Here is a 20,079-nt window from a genome sequence, read left to right as displayed (position 1 = left end):
CCCGCAAGATGAGGGTAGGACCGAGAGGCGGCGCCGACAATCGCTATCTCAAATGAGCGTATTCCGGGGAACCGGCCGGGCTGGGCGCCCGGCCGGCTCGATTGGCTTTCAGCTTACTTCGCCGGCTTGTACCAGCTGTCGAGACCGTCCTGAAGCTTCTTGGCCGCGGCTTCCGGCGTGTCGGTGCCGTTGATCACGTTGGCCGATTCCACCCAGGTCTCGTTCTCGAGGTTCGGCGTGCCGCGCGACAGGATCTGGTAGGTTGACCGGATCGTCGACTTGCACTTGCCGCGCCAGGAGACGAATTCCTGCGCCAGCGGGTCTTCCATCTTCACCGGGGTGCTGTTCAGGCTGAAGAAGCCCGGCAGCGCGTTGGCGTAGATGGTGGCGAAGTCCGGCGAGGCGACCCAGGCCAGGAACTTCTTCGCCTCTTCCGGATGCTTCGATGCCGCATTCAGGCCCATGCCGATGTCGGTATGGTCGGAAATGTAGCAGGTGTCGCCGGCCTTCTGCACCGGCGGCGGGAAGGCGCCCATCTTGAACTGCGCCTGCGTGTTGAACAGGCCGATTTCCCACGAGCCTGCCGGATAGATAGCGGCGCGGCCGAGCGTGAACAGGTTCTGGCTGTCCGGATAGGTCTGCGCCTCGAAGCCGTCGCCGAGATAGGGCTTCCACTTGGCCAGTTCCTTGTAGGGCGCAACCCATTGCGGATCGGTCAGCTTCTGCTCGCCCTTGATCAGCGCCAGGCGGCCTTCCTCGCCCTTCCAGTAGTTCGGGCCGATGTTCTGGTAGCCCATGGTCGCGGCTTCCCAGAGGTCCTTGGTGCCCATCGCCATCGGGATATAGGTGCCGTCGGCCTTGATCTTGTCGAGCACGGCGTAGAACTCGTCCATCGTGGTCGGCACCTTGAGGCCGAGCTTGTCGAAGGCGTCCTTGTTGTAGATGAAGCCGTGGATGACCGAGGCCATCGGCACGCAGAAGCTCGACTTGCCGTCGTCGGTCTGCCAGGCAGACTTGGCGACCGGCGAGAAGTTCTCCATGCCGGGCAGCGAGCTGAGGTCGGCGAGGTTGCCCTTCTTGAACAGCTCCAGCGAGTTGTCGAAGGGGCGGCAGGTGATCAGGTCGCCCGCCGAGCCGGCGGCGAGCTTGGCGCCGAGCGCGGCGTTGTACTCGGTCGGCGCCGAGGGCGCGAACACCACCTTGATACCGGGGTTCTTGGCCTCGAAAGCCGGGATCAGCTTGTCCTTCCAGATGGTCAGGTCGTCGCCGCGCCAGCTTTCGATGTTGAGCGTCACGTCCTCGGCGAGAGCCATCCCGGTCGTGCCGAGGATGCTTGTGCCGAGCAGAAGGGCCGTCAGTAGTTTGGTCGTCATGTTCAGTCTCCCTGTTGACCTTTTTCAGGTTCGGTTCTGATGAGAACAGGGGCTAGCGCCCCTTGCTCCCCTCGATCGCGGAAAGCGCCGGTCTGAGTTTCTGGCCGGCTCCTTCCAGTATCTTCTCGGCCGCGTCGGTGTTGGCAGCGCCTGCGGCGAGCAGAATGGCAGTCTTGACGACACCGCCGCTCTCTTCGAGCAGCCGCGCCGCGTCGTCGCGGCTGCGCCCGGTGATGGCGGCGACCATGCGGACCGCGCGGTCGCGCAGCTTGACGTTGTCAGCGGTGAGGTTGACCATGTAGCCGTCGTACACATGGCCGAGATGGATGGCCGCGAGCGTCGACAGCATGTTGAGCGCGATCTTCTGCGCGGTGCCGGCACCCATGCGGGTCGAGCCGGCGATCAGCTCCGGCGGCGTCTCGAGCAGGATGGCGACATCGGCCTCGCCGAACACCGGCGCGCCCCTGTTGTTGGCGATGGCGATGGTTGCGGCACCCCGGCGCCGCGCATCGTCGATCGCCTGGACGGCATAGGGCGTCGAGCCGCTGGCAGAGATGGCGATCAGGCAGTCGCCCTTGCCGATATTGGCCTTCGCGACGGCCGCGGCTGCTTCCTCGGTGTCGTCTTCCGGTCCGCCTGCGAGCGTGCGGAAGGCCTCGTCGCCGCCGGCGATCAGGATGGCGATGCGGTCACGCGCGATGCCGAATGTGCCTGGAAGCTCCAGCGCGTCGGCAACAGCCATCAGGCCGGAGCTGCCGGCTGCCGCGTAGGCGAGCCGGCCGCCCGCCTTCAATTGTCTTGCGATGAGTTCGGCTGCCTCGGCGATTGCCGGAATGGCGCCATGCACGGCCTTGGCGGCCTCGATCTGGGCGTTGGCGAGGAACGAAAGGATGGCATCCGGGGTCTGGACATCCAGCCCCTCGGCGTTCTGATGAAGCGCTTCCGTGCGCGTCTCGGCCATCCGCTTTCCTCCAACTGAGCGAACAATACCAAAAAAATACCACTTGTCCACATCCATTAACGGATTTCGTCGCTCGAAATTGGCTTGCCGGCAAATTTCTGTGATTTTTCAATAAAATGCGCCTTAATCTTTTTTGAACCGAAATTAACGCTTGGCTATTGGTATTTTATTGGTATTATCGTGCCCGAGGAGAAATCGCGTGAAATTCGTGCTTGGCATCGATGGCGGCGGCACCAGCTGCAGAGCGGCCCTTGCGACCGTCGACGGCAACGTCGTCGGCCGCGCCAAAAGCGGCGCGGCCAACATCCGTACCGATCTTACCGGCGCGCGCGCCAACATCGTCGAGGCGGCGAGGCAGGCTTTTCTGGCCGCCGGCCAGGATCCGGAGCTGATCCCTGCGACGCCCGCCGTCCTCGGTCTCGCCGGCGCCAATGTCGGCACCTACAGGCAGCAGCTCGAGGCGATCCTGCCTTTCAGCAAGAGCCGCGTCGAAACCGATGCCGAGATCGCGCTCGAGGGCGCGGTCGGCTCCGGCGACGGCGCCATGGCCATTCTCGGCACCGGCACCGCCTATATGGCGCGCAAGAATGGCAAGTCACGCGCCATCGGCGGCTGGGGCTTCCAGGTCGGCGACCAGGGCAGCGGCGCCCGCATCGGCCGCGATCTGCTGGAGCAGACGCTGCTTGCCTATGATGGCATCCGTCCGGGCTCGCCGCTGACGGAGGCGATGCTCGGCGTGTTCCGCAACAATCCCGAAGACGTGGTCGAGTTCACCACCAATGCCAAGCCGGGCGATTTCGGCGGTTTCGCGCCGAAAGTCTTCGAGCATGCCGCCAAGGGCGATCTCGTCGCCAACTGGATCCTCGACAAGGCGGTTGCCGATGTCGAAGCCTCGCTCGGCGCGCTCGATCTCGCCGACGACGCTCCGCTGTGCCTGCTCGGCGGCCTTGCGCCACTTTATGCGCCGCGTCTGTCGGCGCGCTACCAGGCGCTGCTGAAAGCCCCGCTCGACGACGCGCTCGGCGGCGCGGTGCAGATGGCCGCGCGCATCTTCGCCGGCAAATCGGGGACTGGCCGATGAGCGCCGCCGACCAGATCTTCGCCATGCTGCCGGAGGCGTCGCAATGAGCGCCGCCGACCAGATCTTCGCCATGCTGAAAGAATCCTCGCAAAGCGGCGCGCCGCTTTACCTGCAGCTCAGGAAAAGCATCGAGGAAGCGGTCAGTCGCGGCCTGATCGGGCCGGGCGACGCGCTGCCGTCGGAGCGCGATATCGCGAGCAAGGCCGACATCTCGCGCGTCACCGTGCGCAAGGCCGTGCAGGACCTGGTCAAGGGCGGCATCCTCGTCCAGCGCCATGGCTCCGGCACCTTCGTCGCCCCGCGCATGGAGCGCGTCGAGCAGTCGCTGTCGAGGCTCACTTCCTTCACCGAGGATATGGCGCGCCGCGGCATGGCCGTGCGCTCGTCCTGGCTCGATCGCGGCCTCTATGCGCCCTCGCCGGACGAGATGATGGTGCTCGGCCTGTCGTCGAGCGAGCTGGTGGCGCGTGTGGCGCGCCTGCGCATCGCCAACGACACGCCGCTGGCGATCGAGCGCGCCGCGATTTCTGCGAGCGTGCTGCCCGACCCCGAGGCGATCGGCTCCTCGCTCTACGCCGCGCTCGAACTAACCGGCAACCGCCCGGTGCGGGCGGTGCAGCGCATCTCGGCCGCCAATCTCGGCGAAGCCGACGCGCGGCTCCTGGAAGTGCCGCCGGGGGTTGCCGGCCTGCACATCGAACGTATTTCCTATCTGGCGAGCGGCAAGGTCATCGAATTCACCCGTTCGATCTACAGGGGCGACGCCTATGACTTCGTCGCGGAACTCCGGCTGACCGGGCCGGGAGAGGAGATCCGGCCATGAGCGCAACCACCACCCATATGCGGCGCGAGATCGAGGAGATCCCTGAGGCCACCGCCCGCCTGCTCAAAGGCTCCGCCACGGTGCTGGCCGAAGCCGGCCGCGGCCTTCGCGAGCGCGATCCGAATTTCGTCGTCACCGTGGCGCGCGGCTCGTCCGACCACGCTGCCACCTTCATGAAATATGCCGTGGAATTGACCGCCGGCCTCGCGGTCGCTTCCGTCGGCCCGTCGATCGCCTCCATCTACGGCGCGAAGCTGAGGCTGCGCGGCTCGGCTTGTCTCGCCATCTCGCAATCGGGCAAGAGCCCCGACATCGTCGCCATGGCCGAAACGGCGCGGGCCGGCGGGGCGCTGACAGTTGCCATCACCAACACGGCCGACTCTCCCCTGGCGCGCGCCTCGGATTACGCCATCGACATTCTAGCCGGCCCCGAGCGCAGCGTCGCGGCCACCAAGACCTTCGTCAATTCGGCCGTCGCCGCCCTGGCGCTGATGGCGCACAGCACCGGCGATGAGGCGCTGCTTGCCGCGCTTGCCCGCCTGCCCGAGCATTTCGAGAAGGCCATCGCCTGCGACTGGATGGCGCTGGCAGCAGTGCTCGAGACGCCGCGGTCGCTGTTCATCCTCGGCCGCGGCCCTTCCTTCGCGATCGCCAGCGAGGCGGCGCTGAAGTTCAAGGAGACCTGCGCCATGCATGCCGAGGCCTATAGCGCAGCGGAAGTCATGCACGGGCCGCTGGCGCTGGTCGGGCCGGGTTTCCCGGTCCTGGCGCTCGCCGCCCGCGATGCGTCGGAACCTTCGGTGGCCGAGGCCGCCGACAGTCTGGCGGCCAAGGGCGCGGCCGCTTTCGCCACTTCCGACAAGGCAAAGAGCGCCAGGCTGCTGCCGCATGTCGCGACCGGCCATCCGCTGACCGACCCGCTGCCGCTGATCGTGTCCTTCTACGGCTTCGTCGAGGCCTTCGCCCGCCATCGAGGCCTCGATCCGGATGCGCCGCGCAATCTGCGCAAGGTGACGGAAACCATATGAGCGACCGTTTCGCCCTCACCGGCGCCCGCATCTTCGACGGCGCCGACTGGCATGACGATGCGGCTCTCGTCGTCAAGGACGGCATGGTCGAGGCCATTCCGCCCGCTGGCGCCATTCCGCCCGGCGTCTCCCGGGTCGAAACGGGCGGCGGCCTGCTCGTTCCCGGCTTCGTCGACATCCAGGTCAATGGCGGCGGCGGCGTCATGCTCAACGACCATCCCGATGTCGCCTCGATCGAGACCATCTGCCGGGCGCACGCGCCCTTCGGCACCACCGCGCTCCTGCCGACGCTGATCACCGACACGCCGGCGATCACTGCCGCAGCCGTCGCCGCCGGCGCCGAGGCCGCACGAAAGAAAGTGCCGGGCTTTCTCGGCCTGCATCTCGAAGGTCCGCATCTGTCGATCGCCCGCAAGGGCGCGCATGACCCGGCACTCATCCGGCCGATGACCGAGGCCGACCAGGCGGCACTGATCGCCGCCCGCCGGGGTCTCCCGGTGCTGCTCACCACGATCGCGCCGGAATCGGTCGAGCCGGCCCGTGTCGCGGCATTGGCCAAGGCCGGCATCGTCGTCAGCCTCGGCCATTCCGACACCGACTACGCCACGGCAACGGCCTTCGCCGAGGCAGGCGCGACGGTCGTCACGCACCTCTTCAACGCCATGAGCCAGATCGGCAATCGCGAGCCGGGACTGGCCGGCGCGACCATCGACACCGGCAAGTTCTACGCCGGCATCATCGCCGACGGCATCCATGTCCATCCCGGCACCATGACGCTTGCGCTCAACGCCAAAAAAGGCCCGGGCAAGATCCTCTTGGTCACCGACGCCATGGCGACGATCGGCACTGACATGACGTCTTTCACGCTCAACGGCCGCACCATCTACCGCAAGGACGGCAGCCTCAGGCTCGCCGACGGCACCCTTGCCGGCGCCGACCTGGACATGATCTCGGCCGTTCGCTTCATGCACCGCGTGGTTGGGCTGGAGCTCGGCGAGGCGCTGCGCATGGCCTCGCTCTACCCTGCCGAGGCGATCGGCCAGGCGCACCGCCTCGGCCGCTTCGCCAACGGCACCGTCGCCGACATTGTTGGCTTGTCGGCGGATCTGGATATCAAAAATGTCTGGATCGGCGGCGAGAAGGTGTTTGCCGCCTCAACCGGCAACTAGCCGGCTTTGCCCGTGGCGTAGATATCCTTATACGCTTCGCGCAGAACGTTCTTCTGCACCTTGCCCATCGTGTTGCGCGGCAATTCGTCGACGAAGATAACCTGCTTCGGATGCTTGTATTTCGCCAGCCGCCCGGCGATGGCGGCGGCGACGTCGGCGGCGCTGATCGTCGAGCCGGGCTTCCGCACCACCACCGCCGTGACGCCTTCGCCGAAGTCGGGATGCGCGACGCCGATCACGGCGCTTTCGCTGACGCCGGCCAGCGCATCGATCTCGCTTTCGATCTCCTTCGGATAGACGTTGTAGCCGCCCGAGATGATCAGGTCCTTGCCTCGGCCGACGATATGGACATAGCCGTCGGCGTCGATCAGGCCGAGATCGCCGGTGATGAAGAAACCGTCGTCGCGGAACTCGGCCTTGGTCTTCTCCGGCATCCGCCAATAGCCGGCAAAGACGTTCGGCCCCTTGACCTCGATCATGCCGATCTCGCCCTGGGCAAGCGGTTTGCCGTCCTCGGGGTCGGCGATGCGCAGCGAGACGCCCGGCAGTGGAAAGCCGACTGTGCCGGCGCGCCGCTCGCCGTCATAGGGGTTGGACGTGTTCATGTTGGTTTCGGTCATGCCGTAGCGTTCGAGGATGGCGTGGCCGGTGCGCTCGCGCCAGGCATTGTGCGTCTCGGCAAGCAGCGGCGCCGAGCCGGAGATGAACAGCCGCATGGTCTTGGCCGCTTCCTTCGTCAGGCCGTCCTGCTGTAGGAGCCGCACATAGAAGGTCGGCACGCCCATCAGCGCGGTCGCGCGCGGCAGAAGCGAGATGACACGGGCGGGATCGAATTTTTGCTCGAAGAACATCCTGGCGCCGGCCATCAGGATGACGTTGGTCGCGACGAACAGGCCGTGCGTGTGGAAGATCGGCAGCGCGTGGATCAGCACGTCGTCGGCGCCAAAACGCCAGTGCTCGACCAGCACGCGCGCGTTGGAGGCCAGGTTCTCGTGGCTAAGCATGGCGCCCTTGGAACGGCCGGTCGTGCCTGAGGTGTAGAGGATGGCGGCGAGATCGTCCGGACCGCGCGCTACGTCCGCGAAATCCCCCGGCTGCAGCGCCGCGCGATCCGCAAGCGCGCCCCGTCCGTCGCGGCCAAGCGTCAGCGTCGCGGCCCCCACCGATGCGGCAAGCGATTGGATGTCCATTGCCTTTTCCGGATCGCAGACGACCAGCCGCGGTTCGGCGTCGCGGAAGAAATAGTCGAGCTCCGGCAGCGTGTAGGCGGTGTTGAGCGGCAGGAAGATGGCGCCGGCGCGTAAGGACGCGAGATAGAGGAGCAAAGCTTCCGGGGTCTTCTCCACCTGCACGGCGATGCGATCGCCGGGCCGGACGCCCGCTTGCGTCAGCGCGTGCGCAAATTGCCCGGACCGTTCCAGCATGTCGCCATAGGAGATCGAACGCCCGTCATCCGTTTCCATCAGCAGCCGACCGGGCGCCGGCATGCCGGCCCGAAAGGCGCCGAACAGGTGGTTGGTCATGATCGTCCTATGGCCTCATCGCTGACGGCATTTCGTCGGTTCGGCCAGAGCGAATATCAGATTTGCCAGCCAGAGCAATTCCAGGAAAAGTGCCTGGCGGTTTTCCGTCCGGAATTGCGTAAAAACAAAGAGATAGGGGGAGCTATTTGCGGCCGCGCGCGGCCTTGCCTGCGCGAGCCGTCGGATCGTAGTCCTGGTTGAGCCGCGCCATGCACCTCTCCGCTGTCAGCCGGTAGTGACTGAGCAAGGCTTCGACGGCGCCGTCGGCGTCGCCGTCCAGTGTCCGCTCGGCAATCGTCCGGTGCTCGCCGAGATCGTCGCGTTCGGAGCCCGGGCCGCGCTGCGAGATCAGCCGGTAGCGGGAGGCCTGGTCGGAAAGCTGGTCGCAAAAGCCGATCAGCCAATGCGAACGGCAGGCCGAGATCAGCGCGCGATGGAAGGCGCGGTGCAGCGTCTCCCATTCCGGATTGTTGGTTGCCGGGTCGTTGGGCTGGCGCCGCTCGGCGCGCGCCAGGCGGTGAAGGGCGAGCACCAGCTGCTCTTCCCATTCCGCTGTGCGGTGCGCCATGGATTCGCGCAATGCGCGTTCCTCCAGCCAGCAGCGCGTGCGGGTGAGCTCCTCCAATTCGGCCGCGCTCACCGGCATCAGGAAGAAGCCGCGCTGGTCATGGCGACCGAGCAGGCCCTCGGCGGCAAGACGGTTGAGCGCCTCGCGCACCGGTGAGGCCCCGGCGCCATAGCGGGAAACGACCCATTCGACGCGCAGCTTGCCCTCGGCTTCCAAAGCTCCGCGCAGCAGGTCGTCGCGGAGCTGCTGGTAGACCGAACTGGCCAGCGTGCTCTTGGCACCCTTGCCTTCGCCCGTATCGACGTTCCCGTATGTCAATCGCACTCCCATTGCTTGCCCCCGTTTGCAGGGCCCCTCGGCGAAGCAATTCCCGTACATGTATTATACAGCCGGGCACCGCTGCCTCAAAGCGGAAGATGGCGATATTCGACTTTAAGACAAGGCGAGGCCTATTATCGATTATAGTAAAATCCGCTTTGAAAAAAGCTGATGTTGGCGGGCAACTTGATATAAACGGGTATATTGAACAGTTGTTCAATAGCGAGGTGGATTTTGCCACAAACGCGTCATGTATGTGTTTAGTTGGCGGCCTCGTCGGCCGCCGAGCGGATCGCCTCGATATTTGCCCGATAGGCTTCGACCGTGCCGCCCTTGAAGATGGCCGCGCCAGCCACCAGCACGTCGGCGCCGGCGGCCGTCACCAGCGGCGCGGTTTCCGGCGAGACGCCGCCGTCGATCTCGATGCGGATCGGGCGGTTGCCGATCAACGCCTTCACCCTTCGCACCTTGTCGACGACCGCCGGGATGAACGCCTGGCCGCCGAAGCCGGGATTGACGGTCATGATCAGGATGAGGTCGAGCCGGTCGAGCACATATTCGATCGCCGTTTCCGGTGTCGCCGGGTTGAGCGAGACACCTGCCTTTTTGCCGAGGCCCTTGATCGTCTGCAGCGAGCGGTCGAGATGCGGCCCGGCCTCGGCATGCACGGTCATGCCGTCGCAACCGGCCTCGGCAAAGGCCGCCAGGTAGGGATCGGCCGGCGCGATCATCAGATGACAGTCGAAGAAGATTTTTGTCCGGTTGCGGATCGCCTTGATCACCGGCGGGCCGAAAGTGATGTTGGGCACGAAATGACCGTCCATCACGTCGAGATGGATCCAGTCGGCGCCGGCGGCCGCGACCGCTTCGACCTCGTCACCGAGCTTGGAGAAATCCGACGCCAGCACCGACGGCGCGATCAGGGTCTTTTTGCTCACGGCCTTGCTCTTTTGTTCCAGACGCAAATGTCAGGACTGACTAGAGGAAGATGCCGGAAAGGGGAAGCAGCGGACAAGAAAAACCCGCCGGATTGTTCCGGCGGGCCTTCGTCCTGAGCCGTCGGAAGTTTACGGCTTGAAGTTCTGGATGTTTGCGCCTGCCGGGTCCTGCAGCATCCGCTTCGGCTGGCGCTGCGGGACCAACTGCTGCAGGATGTTCGGATTGAGCAGCAGGTTCGGATTGATCTCCAAACCTGGCTGCCGGCGGATCGGGAAGCAATCCGGATACCGTCCGGTCGTCCCGACCGGGCAGCGCCGCCTGATGATCGGCTGGCAAATGCCGTCGATCATCTGCGAGCCCGGGGCGCATTCGGCGTCAACCCTGCGGCACGCGCCGTCGATCACTTCCGTCCCGCGCGGACACACACAGGCGCCGCGTTTGTTGAGGACCTGGCCGCGGATGGAGCATGCTTGCGGCCTCTTGATCGGCGCGCAGACCTTGCCTCTCACCTCCGTCCCCTTCGGACAGACGCAATCGCCATCGGCATTGCGCACCTGGCCGCGAATGCGGCACTGGCTCGGCGGCTGCCTGTCGGGCACGCAGGCCTTGGCTACCCGGTCTAGATGCGTGCCCTGGGGGCAGACGCAGCCGGCCTGTGTCGGCACGGCGCCGCGGATCGTGCATTTCGGCGGGATGACCTGGCAGACGCCGTTCACCAGCTCGCCGCGCCGGCACACGCAATTGCCGTCTTGGTCGCGGTACTGGCCGGGACGCAGCGTGCATTGCGGTTCGGGCTGCTCGCTCTTGACGCACCTGCCGTTCTCCAGCTCTGTGCCGCGCGGACAGACGCAACGTCCATCGGCGGTCCGGATCTGGCCTTGGAGCAGGACACAGCGCGGCGGCACAGGCAGAGGCTGCAGCTTGCCGCCGCCGGAACTGCACTGGCCGTTGCGGAAGGTGGTGCCGTCCGGGCAGGCGCAGCGGCCGGCCGAGTTGAGCACCATGCCGTTGGAGCACTGGTTCTTCACCTCACGTTTGATGGTGAAGGGGTGGCAGGCATAGGCCTTGCCGCGATCGCCCTCAGCGTTGGTCGGGGCGCGCGACAGCACGTCGCCGCCGCCCTGCACCGGTGTGTTCGGCGAAAGCACGCCGACACAGTTTTGTCCGCTGACCGTGCCTTGCAGACTGGCAAGCCGCCCATCGTCGGGCAGGACCACGGTGACATGGTGCCTGTGGCTTTCGCCGGCGCCTAGCGTCAGGTTGGCGATGCAGGATGCTGGCAGTGTCGTCGGCTCCGGCGAGCAGCCGAAGGGCGGGTCGATCGCGGTGATCCGAACGCCTTCCAGGCGGCCAATGCCGTCGATGCCGACCGCATCACCGATGCGGACCGGACCGGCGAAGGCGTTCGGCCCGTCATTGGTGATGGTGATCTCGAACGAGCAGGGTTCTCCGGGTTGGCATTCGGCATCGCCGGTCTTCTCGACACGGACGGTCGGGCCGCCACCGCCCTTGGCGCAAGCCTGGCCGATCGGATAGACGATGTCGTCTCCCGGCGCCGGCCCATAGGAGCCGCGCGCGCAGTTCTCGAACGCGCCGTTGGAACTAACCGTCACGTCCAGGTGCCGGCTGGTTCCGGGCGTCATCGCGGCGCCGGGAATCTGGCACGACAGCGTGTTGGCGGGCACCGGCCCGCAGCTCCAGTCGGCGCCGTCCGGGGTCACGCTCTGGATAGCGACCGGCGCGCCGCCCGACACCAGCGTCGCGGCATCGTTGACCCGCACCGGACCGGTTGGGGCGGCGGTGCCGGCGTTGCTGACCGTGATGCGGCAGGAAACCGAAGCCGCGCCGGCAAGCGAGCCCTCGCAGACCTTGGTGATGCGCAGGCCGGGCTGGCCGCCATTCGGGTGGCGGATGCGTTCGCTCGCGCAGGCCTTGTTGTTGGCGAGGTCGGCTTCGCCGGGAACAGCCTTCACCTCGGCGCAGTTCTCGACACGATCCGGCCGGTAGTTTGCCGGCATCACCGCCTTGACGACGATCGGCGTCGAGGCGCCCGGAGGCAGCGCGATGCCGGCATTGTCGCAGCGGAACTGGCCGGGGCCGTTCGGTCCGCAGGTCCAGGGCGGGCTCGGCCCGAAGGTGGACGAGGTCGGCGCGCCGCCGGGATAGGTGTCGATCACCGTCAGCGGCCCGTTATAGGTGCTGGTGCCGTTGTTGATGATGTCGATCACGAAGGTGCAGGCGCCGTCCGGCGTGCAGACCGGGATCCGGGCGCGCTTCTTCAGGATCAGGTCGACCTTCTTCTCGACCGGAGGCCGGCACTGCGGATCACGGTCGCCGCGGCGGCAGATCGGGATCGAGGCGCAGCCGCGGTCGTTCTGCTGGCTGCCGAACAGCGGCTTGCCGCTGGCCCGGTAGTCATAGGCGGCGCAGTTGCGCAGCACGCTGCCCTGCCATCCGCCGGCCGGCTTGAAGCCGAGCTTGAGGACGACGGAGGCGCCCGGATTGAGCGTCGTCGCCGGATGGGTGCAGGTCATCGGCGTCGTCCCGGGCGCGCAGACCCAGGGCGGGTTCGGTCCCGATGAAAGCACCGAGCCTGCCGGCAACGTCACCTCGTCGAGCACGATCTTGCCGTTGTAGGGCGCATCGCCGACATTGGTGACCGTGATGGTGAAATCGCAGCCGCCGGCCATCGTACAGCGCGGCACCTCTGCCCACTTCTCCACCTTGAGGTCGGGCTGCTTTTCGGGCGGACACCTCAAGTCGCGCGGGATGACGATGTCGATCGTCTGCGTGCAGCAAAGGCTCCAGCCTTCCTTCGGCCCTGCATAGGTCTCGATGCCGGTGACGACGACGAGATGGATGGTCTCGCCCGGCGAGGCGCCGATGATCTTCCAGTTCAGCACGCCGCCGCCGGCGGGCACCTGCTGCGTGTCGGGAACGATGGTGATGCCCGGCGTCGTCGTCGACACCTGCACCCATTTGCCGCCCATCTCCGGGCCGACCGGCATGTGATAGATGAAGGCGCCACCGCCAGGCACGCAGTCGACGGTGCCGCGTTCGACCTTGAAGCACTCCTTGCCGGGCGGCGGAGGCGGCGGGTTGCACTTGGTCAGGTCGATCTTGATCGACGTCTTCACGCCGGTGAGGAAATCGCCGTCGTCCGGCTTATCCGGATCCTGCGAGGGGATCGTGGTTGCCGGACCGCCCCTGAAGGCCACTTCCATCAGACCCTGATTGTCGACCGTCGCCGGTGCCGGAAAGGCCGCATGGTCTATCTTGGCCGTGATCCGGAAGGTGATGACGCGTTCGTCCGCCGCGCCGACGCCGTCGAGGTTGGAAGCGCTGATGCGGAAGTTGGAGACGCTGGTCGTATCGTTCGGGCCAGCCGATGTGCTGATCGAGGCGGCGGGCAGCGGCCCGCCGGAGGCGCTGGTGCCGTCGCCGACGACATCGACGCTGACGATCTGCAGGCCGTGCGGAAGCTGGTCCTTGAAGTCGAGCCTTGTCGCCTTCAGCAGCGCCGCCACGCTTGGCCGGTCGAAGTCCTGCGGGTCGCCATGGATGCCGAAGCTCAGGACATATTCGACGGAATCGCAGCCTCTCTGGCCGCCCTTCTTGGAGAAAAAGGGTATGATCCGCCCAAGCTCCGGATTGATGCCGCGCTGTGCTAGGGTGGATTCTGGGTTGGCGGCCTGGCCGGCCGGAGCCTTGTCTTGGGCAAGCGCCGGCAATGCCGGCATCATGGCGACCGCGACACCGGCCGCCATCAGCCAGCGCGCGCCGCGCCTGGCGTATGACAGGGGTTTCATGATCGTCTCCATGAGGGTTTTGCGCGAAGCAAGGCGGGAAGGGGCGGGATTGTTCATCTGTCCCTCCCTTCGCAACTGACGGCCGGCGTTCTGAGCGGCAGCGTCATCTTGCAGCAAGGGTAGTAGCCACCCTTGTCCTGATCGGACTTCCTGTAGAAGCAGAGCCCGACATTGACGGTGTCGCCCGGAGTATGGCCGGTGATGTCGATCGTGTAGGGCTTGCCCGGCGCGTGCGACATGGGTGAGGTCATCGCGACCCCTGGCGTCTTGGACTTCACCTTGACCGAATCGCCGCCGAAGCCGGCATGGTCATTGAGGTAAAGGTCGGCCTGAAGCCCGTGGGGCGTGCAGAAATACTGCACGTCCTCGACATCGAGACAGGGAGGCAAATTGCCGGGCGGTGGGAAGTCCGGCGGATAGAAGGGAGGCAGGAAGCCGCCGGGGATTTCCTCATAATAGCCGGCGCGGCCCTCGCAGGGGCGCCACACCCTGACGTCGCCGACATGGCCCTGGACGTCCGGGTCTTCGAAATAGCCGTCGAAGTCGACGAACCATGAGCCGAAGGGCGGCACGTTCGCCGGCTTGACCAGCGCGCTCGGCGTCAGCTGAACGCCGTGCACGGCAAAAGGCCCGCCGGCGGCGAGCCGCTCGGCAAGCTCGGGATTGTCGCGCAATTTGTCGCCGGTGTTGACGACCGTATCGGTGCACACCGAGCTGTCGAGATTGCCCTCGGCATCGTAGCGATACTGCAGGTCGACGCCGCCGGCCGACTGGCGATTGCCCTCCGGGAAGCCGATCGCATATTCCTGCGGCACCTCGACCCAGACCGATTCCGTTGCCGGATCGGCGGGATCCTCGCGCTGGTAGCGGATGATCTCGCCTTTGCCGGAATCGGCGAAGCGGCTGTAGTCGTAGCGGTTCTCGACCGGGCCGCGCTGGGCGAGATACATGAAGCCCTTATTGTCGAAGGAGATGTCGGTGACGGCGTAGTCCTGATCCGCCTTGACCGTCAGTTCCCAGCGGGGATCGCCGCCAAAGCTTCCGTCGCTCGCAATGCCGACCGACCAGATTTCGGCCTTCTCGCCGACGGAATAGTAGAGACGGCCGCCGTGATAGGCGACCGCCCAGATGCGGCGCTCATCCTGCGTATAGCCCCAGGTCTCGGGGTCTTCGCTATCGAAGGCGGCGGCCTGGATGTCCATGACGGCGCCGTCGTCGGCGACCGGGGCGAGCCCATGCGCCGGGCGTCCGGCAATGCCATGGTCGAACGTATCGATCAAATTACCCTCGATATCGATGCGGTGGATCACGCCGGTGTCGAGATCCGAAGCGAAGAACTCGCGATGGGTCGGATCGAAGGCGAGGTTGCCGATGCCGGGACCGCTGTTGGTGTCGATGTCGGCAAATTTCGACATGGCGCCGGTGATGCCGTCGATCTTCCAGATCGTGCCCGGGCCGCCGCCGTTTTCGGTGCCGAACTGGCCGTCCATGAAGGTCGCGCCCGCGGTGCCGCGGCGCTGCCGCTCGGGGCGGCCGTCATCGTCGGCATCCGGCGTGACGATCTCGATGCCGTGCAGCGAGGTCGCCGCCGCATAGAGGTTCGGAATGCCCGACGGCACGCCGTCGCGGATGCCGTCGTCATAGGTGAGGCCGAACACCTCGCCGATCTGGCCGGCCGTCACCTCGAAAGGCGGCGGCGTGTAGACGAGCTGCCCCGAGGCCGGGCCGCCGAGCCGCGAGACGTCGAAAATGCGCAATGAGGCCTGCGAGGTGTCGATGAAGGTTTCGTCGGCCGGGTCGACGCCGGGCGGCAGGCCCCCCTTTTCAGAATCGGGAGGCTCAAAGTCGGGGATGACGGTGCCGGGAAAGCCGGTCACCGCCATCGAGCCGGGATAGATGATCTGCGTTTCCTGTGCCCTTGCCGTGCCGCCTAGCAAGAGACCGGTGGAAAGCGCCAGGGCGAGAATTCCGCCGGCTGCCGTTATCGCGCGGCGCACACTGCAGGCGCGAGAAGCCACGAACGAGCCGCGGTCGCAAAACATTGAACTCCCCCCGAAGTCTTCGGAAGAACCATCCGTTTTCGCCGCGCAAATCAGGGCAAGGCGCGGCGTTCCGGCTCGTTCGTCCCTGATCGAATTGTCTTTTTTCCGCCTGGTCACGATACGACGGCTGCCTGGAAGGGTCAACGGAATCAGCCGAAAGCCCGGCGCATCGACCCGCTTCCGAAAACGATGGTCGCGCTGGGCTCCTGTTGTTCCCGGAGACCGCCGGGCCTCTGGGTTTCTGGTCATTTGGGCGTTCCTTTCCGGGCCCCCGCGATTGCGGCGCCTGGTCGTCAGTCGCTGGCCGAGGCGGAAAGGTTCAATGCGATGGATACGTTGCGGCGGAAGAGCTATCTTTCCCGCTTGGGAGGATCACCAGGTCCGGTCGCCCTTGCCGAGCGTGGACACCGCCTCGACGATGCAGGTGAAGCTCGACCGTGCTCGGCCGACCGTGTGCCGGGCTCTCAAATAGCCGTGCACCAGCCCAGGCTCCTCGAACCAGTAGGCACTGCCGCCGGCCGCGACGACTCGGTCGCGATAGGCTTCGCCGTCCGAGGACAACGGATCGCATTGCGCGGTGATCAGCACGGTCGGCGGCAGATAGGCGAAGTTGGCATCGGCGAGCGGCGACAAGGTGATATCGCCGGTCCGGTCGACACCGCCGGTGCGGATGTTCGAATAGAATTCGATGTCGCGCACGGTCAGCATCGGCGCCTCGGCATGCGTGACATAGGAGCCGCGCGAGCGGTCGCCGCCAAGGCTGGGATAGATCAGCACCTGGCCGACCGGCTTCTTCACATGGCCGCGCGTCGCATGGGCGATCGCCGCGCAGAGATTGCCGCCGGCGCTGTCGCCGCAGAGCAGGACCGGGCAATCATAGGTGGAGGTCGCCCACTCGAAGGCGCTCAGCACATCGTCAAAGGCGGCGGGATGCAGATGCTCCGGCGCCAGCCGGTAGTCGACGGAGACCACCTCGTAGCCTGTGCGGGCGCAAAGCTCGGCGCAGACATCGTCATGGCTATCCAGCCCGCCGAGGATGAAGCCGCCGCCATGGACATAGAGCACCATGGCGGCCTTGTCCGGCTCTGCATTGCGATAGATGCGTATCGGGATGCTGTTTGTCGGCGTGGCGATTGCGGTCGTTTCCGCCGTCACGCCTTGCGGGTAGCCGGCAAAGAACTCGCGGCACATCCGGTCGTAGATCGCCCGCTGCTCGCCAATCGTGTAGTCGATCGTATCAGGCGGATAGTAGGAATTGGTCTTCTCGATGAAGGCCCAGGTTTCGGCGTCGATCAGGGTTTTGTAGTTGGTCATGAGAGACGACCAACTTTCGATGATGGCGCCCGGGCACCCCCCTCTGCCCTGCCGGCCATCTCCCCCACAAGGGGGGAGATTGGATGTCTTTTCGGCTTTCGCCAATTTTCGACGTTGCTAAGGAGGCGCCGGCGGGGCAACCGCCAATCTCCCCCCTTGCGGGGGAGATGGCCGGCAGGCCAGAGGGGGGTGGGACGCGCCATCATCTCCGACGTTATCGTCCCTTCCAAACCGGATCGCGCTTTTCCGCAAACGCGCGAAAACCTTCCATATTGTCCTCCGAGCCGTAGAGGATATCGACCGTCGGCAGCTGGCGACGCGTCACCTTGTTCATCGCGTCCTGGAAGGTCAGCGCCTCGGCTACGCGCGCCGTCTCCTTGATCGACGCGAAGACCAGCGGTGGGCCGCTGGCTAAAAGCCTGGCGATCTCCCAGACGCGGTCCTCGAGCTTTTCCTTGGGCAGCACCTCGTTGACCAGGCCCCAACGATGCGCCTCGGCCACATCCATCCAGCGGCCGGTGAACAAAAGGTCCATGGCGATATGGTAGGGAATGCGCTTCGGCAGCTTGATCGTGGCGGCGTCGGCCAGCGTGCCGGCGCGGATCTCGGGCAGCGCGAAGGAGGAGTGGTCCGAGGCGTATATCAGGTCGCAGGAGAGCGCCAGCTCGAAGCCGCCGCCCACCGCCATGCCGTTGACGCAGGCGATCACCGGCTTGTTGAGGTCGCGCAATTCCTGCAGCCCGGCAAAGCCGCCGACGCCGTAGTCGCCGTCGACCGCATCGCCGGCGGCCGCCGCCTTCAGGTCCCAGCCGGCGCTGAAGAACTTGTCGCCGGCGGTCTTGACGATGGCGACGCGCAAGCCCGGATCGTCGCGGAACGCCTTGAAAGTCTCGCCCATCAGTCGCGACGTCTTGAGGTCGATGGCATTGGCCTTCGGCCGGTCGAGCGTGACCTCGAGGATCGTGCCTTCGCGGCGTGTGGTGATAACGTCAGCCATCCTTCTTTTCTCCAAGCACCAGCAGGGTGTCGGCGATCCAGGCGCCCTTGCCTTCGGCACAGACGATCAGCGGGTTGATGTCGAGTTCCTCGATCTCGCCTTCATTCTTCTGCACGAAGTCGGCAATGCCAGCGATCGCGTCGATGGCGGCCTGGACGTCGGCCTTCGGCCGGCCGCGATAGCCTTCGAGCAGCGGATAGAGCTTCAGTCCACGCAGCGCCGCCTCGATGTCGTCGCGCGTCGCCGGCAGCATCAACGTCACGCTGTCGCGCAACAGCTCGACCAGCACGCCGCCGGTGCCGAGCGTCATCACGGCGCCGAACATCGGGTCGCGGGTGAAGCCGACGATCAACTCGGCGATGCCGTCGCGCACCATCCGCTCGGCATAAAGTCCGGTTCCGAGCGGCAGGAGATCATGCGCCGCGTTGCTGACGGATTCGGCGTCCTTGAGGTTCAGCCGCACAGCGCCGACTTCCGATTTGTGGGTCACGCCCAGCGTCTTCAGCGCCACCGGGAAGCCGAGCGCCATGGACGAGATCACCGCCTCGACCGCGTTGGAAGCGCGCTCGCCCTTCGGCACCGGCAGGCCGGCCTCGATCAGACGCGCCTTGGCCTCGGCTTCGTCGGGCGTGACATGGCTGCCATCGGTCACGCCGGCAGCGGTAGTGTCGACCGGCTGCGCCTCTGGCTCGCGCCAGGCCCAGCCGATGAAGGCGGCGGCCTGGGCGGCGTCCATCGCTTCCGAGATGCCGAACAAGGGCACCATGCCGCGCGCCATCAGCCCGGCGGTGTACTCCTCCGGCAGGTTCTCCGGCAGTGAGGAGACGATCGCGCCTTGCGCCCTGTTGGTCTTCAGCGCCGCCTCGAAGGCGCGCAGCGTCGCCCACCAGTCGGTGTCGGAGCAGCGGTCGGGGCGCGGGAAGTCGAGCACCAGCATGTTGAGGTCGAAGCCGCCCGACACCATGGCGGTGAAGGTGGCGGTCATCGCCGGCTCGTTGTTCCAGATGAAGGTGTGGTAGTCGAGCGGATTGGCGACCGCGACCAGCGGCCCGAGCGTCGATTTGACATGGGCACGATGCTCGGCCGACAGCGTCGGGAAATGCACCCAGCGGCCTTCGGCGCTGTCGGCCATCACGGAAGCCTCGCCGCCGGAGCAGCTCATCGATGAAAGCTTATGGCCCGGCAGCGGCCCGGTGATGTGCAAGAGCTTCAGCGCTTCGATGAAGGCCGGAATGGAATCGACGCGCGCGATGCCCAGACGCTTCAAGAAGGCGCCCGAGGCGGCGTCGGAGCCGGCCAACGAGGCGGTGTGCGACACGGTCGCCTGCCTGGCCTGTTCGGAGCGGCCGACCTTCATGGCGATGATCGGCTTCTTCAGCTCGCGCGCCCGCGCTGCCAACCGCTCGAAGCCGGCGACCGAGTCGAAAGCCTCGATATGCAGGCCAAGGGAAGTGACGCGCTCGTCCTCGATCAGCCCGAGCGCCATTTCCGAGAGGCCGGTCTGCGCCTGGTTGCCGGCCGTCATCAGGAAGGCGATCGGCAGGCCGCGCTTCTGCATCGTCATGTTGATGGCGATGTTGGAAGATTGCGTGATGATGGCGACGCCCTTGCCGCCTTCCGGCAGCCTGATGCCGCCATGCTGGTCGGGCCACAAAAGCGCGCCGTCGGCATAGTTGATCAGGCCATAGCAGTTCGGGCCGATGATCGGCATCTGGCCCGCGGCGGCGACGAGCTCGGCCTGCAGCCGCTCGCCGTCCTCGTCATAGGCCTCGGTCTCGAGAAAGCCGGCGGCAAAGCAGACGGCGCCGCCGGCGCCGCGCTCGGCCAGCGCCTTGACGACCTCGATGGTGAGATGCCGGTTGACGCCGACAAAGGCGGCGTCCGGCGCGCCGGGCAGGTCGGCGACGGAGCGATAGGCCTTGCGGCCGGCGACTTCGTCCTTTGTCGGGTGCACCGGCCAGATCTCGCCGGCAAAGCCCATCTTGATCGATTGCGCCACGACGGCGGCGGCCTGCGCCCCGCCGAACACGGCGATCGATTTCGGGCGCAGGAGACGTTCGAGTTTATGCATGGTCATCTTTTCGTTTGAGCATGAACTTTTTCCAAAACCGGGTCCCGGCTTTGGAGGGTTATG

At 66.0% G+C, this 20,079-nt stretch carries 14 protein-coding genes; 4 read left to right on the top strand and 10 right to left on the bottom strand.

Annotated features, from left to right (window positions below):
* Window positions 1-113: 113 nt before the first annotated feature.
* Window positions 114-1,373, bottom strand: coding sequence for an ABC transporter substrate-binding protein (locus RFN30_RS15145; protein WP_320262895.1), 1,260 nt, complete (start codon window positions 1,371-1,373; stop codon window positions 114-116).
* Between the two features lie 52 nt (window positions 1,374-1,425).
* Window positions 1,426-2,334: an N-acetylmuramic acid 6-phosphate etherase gene (locus tag RFN30_RS15140; RefSeq protein WP_320262894.1), complete on the bottom strand. Its 909-nt coding sequence runs from the start codon at window positions 2,332-2,334 to the stop codon at window positions 1,426-1,428.
* Window positions 2,335-2,533: 199 nt separating this feature from the next.
* Here RFN30_RS15140 and RFN30_RS15135 point away from each other — a divergent pair, with 199 nt between their 5' ends.
* The 4 genes from RFN30_RS15135 to nagA are packed head-to-tail and all read left to right on the top strand — an operon-like array spanning window position 2,534 to window position 6,435.
* Window positions 2,534-3,415: a glucosamine kinase nucleotide-binding domain-containing protein gene (locus RFN30_RS15135; RefSeq protein WP_320262893.1), complete on the top strand. Its 882-nt coding sequence runs from the start codon at window positions 2,534-2,536 to the stop codon at window positions 3,413-3,415.
* 43 nt (window positions 3,416-3,458) lie between these two features.
* Complete coding sequence (locus RFN30_RS15130) at window positions 3,459-4,238, top strand: GntR family transcriptional regulator (protein ID WP_320262892.1); 780 nt, start codon at window positions 3,459-3,461, stop codon at window positions 4,236-4,238.
* The gene (locus tag RFN30_RS15125) at window positions 4,235-5,266 is read left to right on the top strand and encodes an SIS domain-containing protein (RefSeq protein ID WP_320262891.1); all 1,032 of its coding nucleotides are present in this window, start codon (window positions 4,235-4,237) and stop codon (window positions 5,264-5,266) included. The genes RFN30_RS15130 and RFN30_RS15125 overlap by 4 nt, the downstream gene beginning before the upstream one ends.
* Entirely contained in the window at window positions 5,263-6,435 is a 1,173-nt protein-coding gene (gene nagA, locus RFN30_RS15120) for an N-acetylglucosamine-6-phosphate deacetylase (RefSeq protein WP_320262890.1), read from the top strand. Before RFN30_RS15125 ends, nagA begins: the two co-directional genes overlap by 4 nt.
* On the opposite strand, the gene RFN30_RS15115 is transcribed toward nagA, so the two are convergent.
* From RFN30_RS15115 to RFN30_RS15080, 8 genes are all read right to left on the bottom strand, one after another.
* The gene (locus tag RFN30_RS15115) at window positions 6,432-7,958 is read right to left on the bottom strand and encodes a malonate--CoA ligase (protein ID WP_320262889.1); all 1,527 of its coding nucleotides are present in this window, start codon (window positions 7,956-7,958) and stop codon (window positions 6,432-6,434) included. The genes nagA and RFN30_RS15115 overlap by 4 nt on opposite strands.
* Before the next feature lie 142 nt (window positions 7,959-8,100).
* A complete protein-coding gene (locus tag RFN30_RS15110) occupies window positions 8,101-8,844 on the bottom strand; it encodes a GntR family transcriptional regulator (protein ID WP_320262888.1) in 744 nt (247 codons plus the stop codon).
* Between the two features lie 260 nt (window positions 8,845-9,104).
* Complete coding sequence (rpe, locus tag RFN30_RS15105) at window positions 9,105-9,782, bottom strand: ribulose-phosphate 3-epimerase (RefSeq protein ID WP_320262887.1); 678 nt, start codon at window positions 9,780-9,782, stop codon at window positions 9,105-9,107.
* 129 nt (window positions 9,783-9,911) lie between these two features.
* The gene (locus tag RFN30_RS15100; RefSeq protein ID WP_320262886.1) at window positions 9,912-13,649 is read right to left on the bottom strand and encodes a DUF7929 domain-containing protein; all 3,738 of its coding nucleotides are present in this window, start codon (window positions 13,647-13,649) and stop codon (window positions 9,912-9,914) included.
* A complete protein-coding gene (locus RFN30_RS15095; protein WP_320262885.1) occupies window positions 13,646-15,634 on the bottom strand; it encodes an NHL repeat-containing protein in 1,989 nt (662 codons plus the stop codon). Before RFN30_RS15095 ends, RFN30_RS15100 begins: the two co-directional genes overlap by 4 nt.
* Window positions 15,635-16,006: 372 nt before the next feature.
* The gene (locus RFN30_RS15090; protein WP_320262884.1) at window positions 16,007-16,948 is read right to left on the bottom strand and encodes an alpha/beta hydrolase; all 942 of its coding nucleotides are present in this window, start codon (window positions 16,946-16,948) and stop codon (window positions 16,007-16,009) included.
* Window positions 16,949-17,162: 214 nt separating this feature from the next.
* Window positions 17,163-17,945, bottom strand: a complete 783-nt coding sequence (locus tag RFN30_RS15085) for a carnitinyl-CoA dehydratase (RefSeq protein ID WP_320262883.1) — start codon at window positions 17,943-17,945, stop codon at window positions 17,163-17,165.
* On the bottom strand, window positions 17,938-20,016 hold the full coding sequence (locus RFN30_RS15080; protein ID WP_320262882.1) for an acetate--CoA ligase family protein: 2,079 nt from the start codon (window positions 20,014-20,016) through the stop codon (window positions 17,938-17,940). The genes RFN30_RS15085 and RFN30_RS15080 overlap by 8 nt, the downstream gene beginning before the upstream one ends.
* Between the last annotated feature and the right edge of the window lie 63 nt (window positions 20,017-20,079).

The sequence above is a fragment of the Mesorhizobium dulcispinae genome (genome assembly GCF_033977345.1).
Taxonomy (GTDB): Bacteria; Pseudomonadota; Alphaproteobacteria; order Rhizobiales; family Rhizobiaceae; genus Mesorhizobium; species Mesorhizobium dulcispinae.
The sequence above is the reverse complement of the archived record's forward strand: the minus strand, read 5'-3'. Positions and strand labels throughout refer to the sequence as shown.

What these genes read in the sequence shown, in the direction of transcription:
- RFN30_RS15085 (WP_320262883.1), bottom strand. Translation starts at nt 17,945, where the DNA reads ATGGCTGACGTTATCACCACACGCCGCGAAGGCACGATCCTCGAGGTC.
- RFN30_RS15080 (WP_320262882.1), bottom strand. Translation starts at nt 20,016, where the DNA reads ATGCATAAACTCGAACGTCTCCTGCGCCCGAAATCGATCGCCGTGTTC.
- RFN30_RS15145 (WP_320262895.1), bottom strand. Translation starts at nt 1,373, where the DNA reads ATGACGACCAAACTACTGACGGCCCTTCTGCTCGGCACAAGCATCCTC.
- nagA (WP_320262890.1), top strand. Translation starts at nt 5,263, where the DNA reads ATGAGCGACCGTTTCGCCCTCACCGGCGCCCGCATCTTCGACGGCGCC.
- RFN30_RS15125 (WP_320262891.1), top strand. Translation starts at nt 4,235, where the DNA reads ATGAGCGCAACCACCACCCATATGCGGCGCGAGATCGAGGAGATCCCT.
- RFN30_RS15140 (WP_320262894.1), bottom strand. Translation starts at nt 2,334, where the DNA reads ATGGCCGAGACGCGCACGGAAGCGCTTCATCAGAACGCCGAGGGGCTG.
- RFN30_RS15130 (WP_320262892.1), top strand. Translation starts at nt 3,459, where the DNA reads ATGAGCGCCGCCGACCAGATCTTCGCCATGCTGAAAGAATCCTCGCAA.
- RFN30_RS15090 (WP_320262884.1), bottom strand. Translation starts at nt 16,948, where the DNA reads ATGACCAACTACAAAACCCTGATCGACGCCGAAACCTGGGCCTTCATC.
- RFN30_RS15115 (WP_320262889.1), bottom strand. Translation starts at nt 7,958, where the DNA reads ATGACCAACCACCTGTTCGGCGCCTTTCGGGCCGGCATGCCGGCGCCC.
- RFN30_RS15095 (WP_320262885.1), bottom strand. Translation starts at nt 15,634, where the DNA reads ATGTTTTGCGACCGCGGCTCGTTCGTGGCTTCTCGCGCCTGCAGTGTG.
- RFN30_RS15100 (WP_320262886.1), bottom strand. Translation starts at nt 13,649, where the DNA reads ATGAACAATCCCGCCCCTTCCCGCCTTGCTTCGCGCAAAACCCTCATG.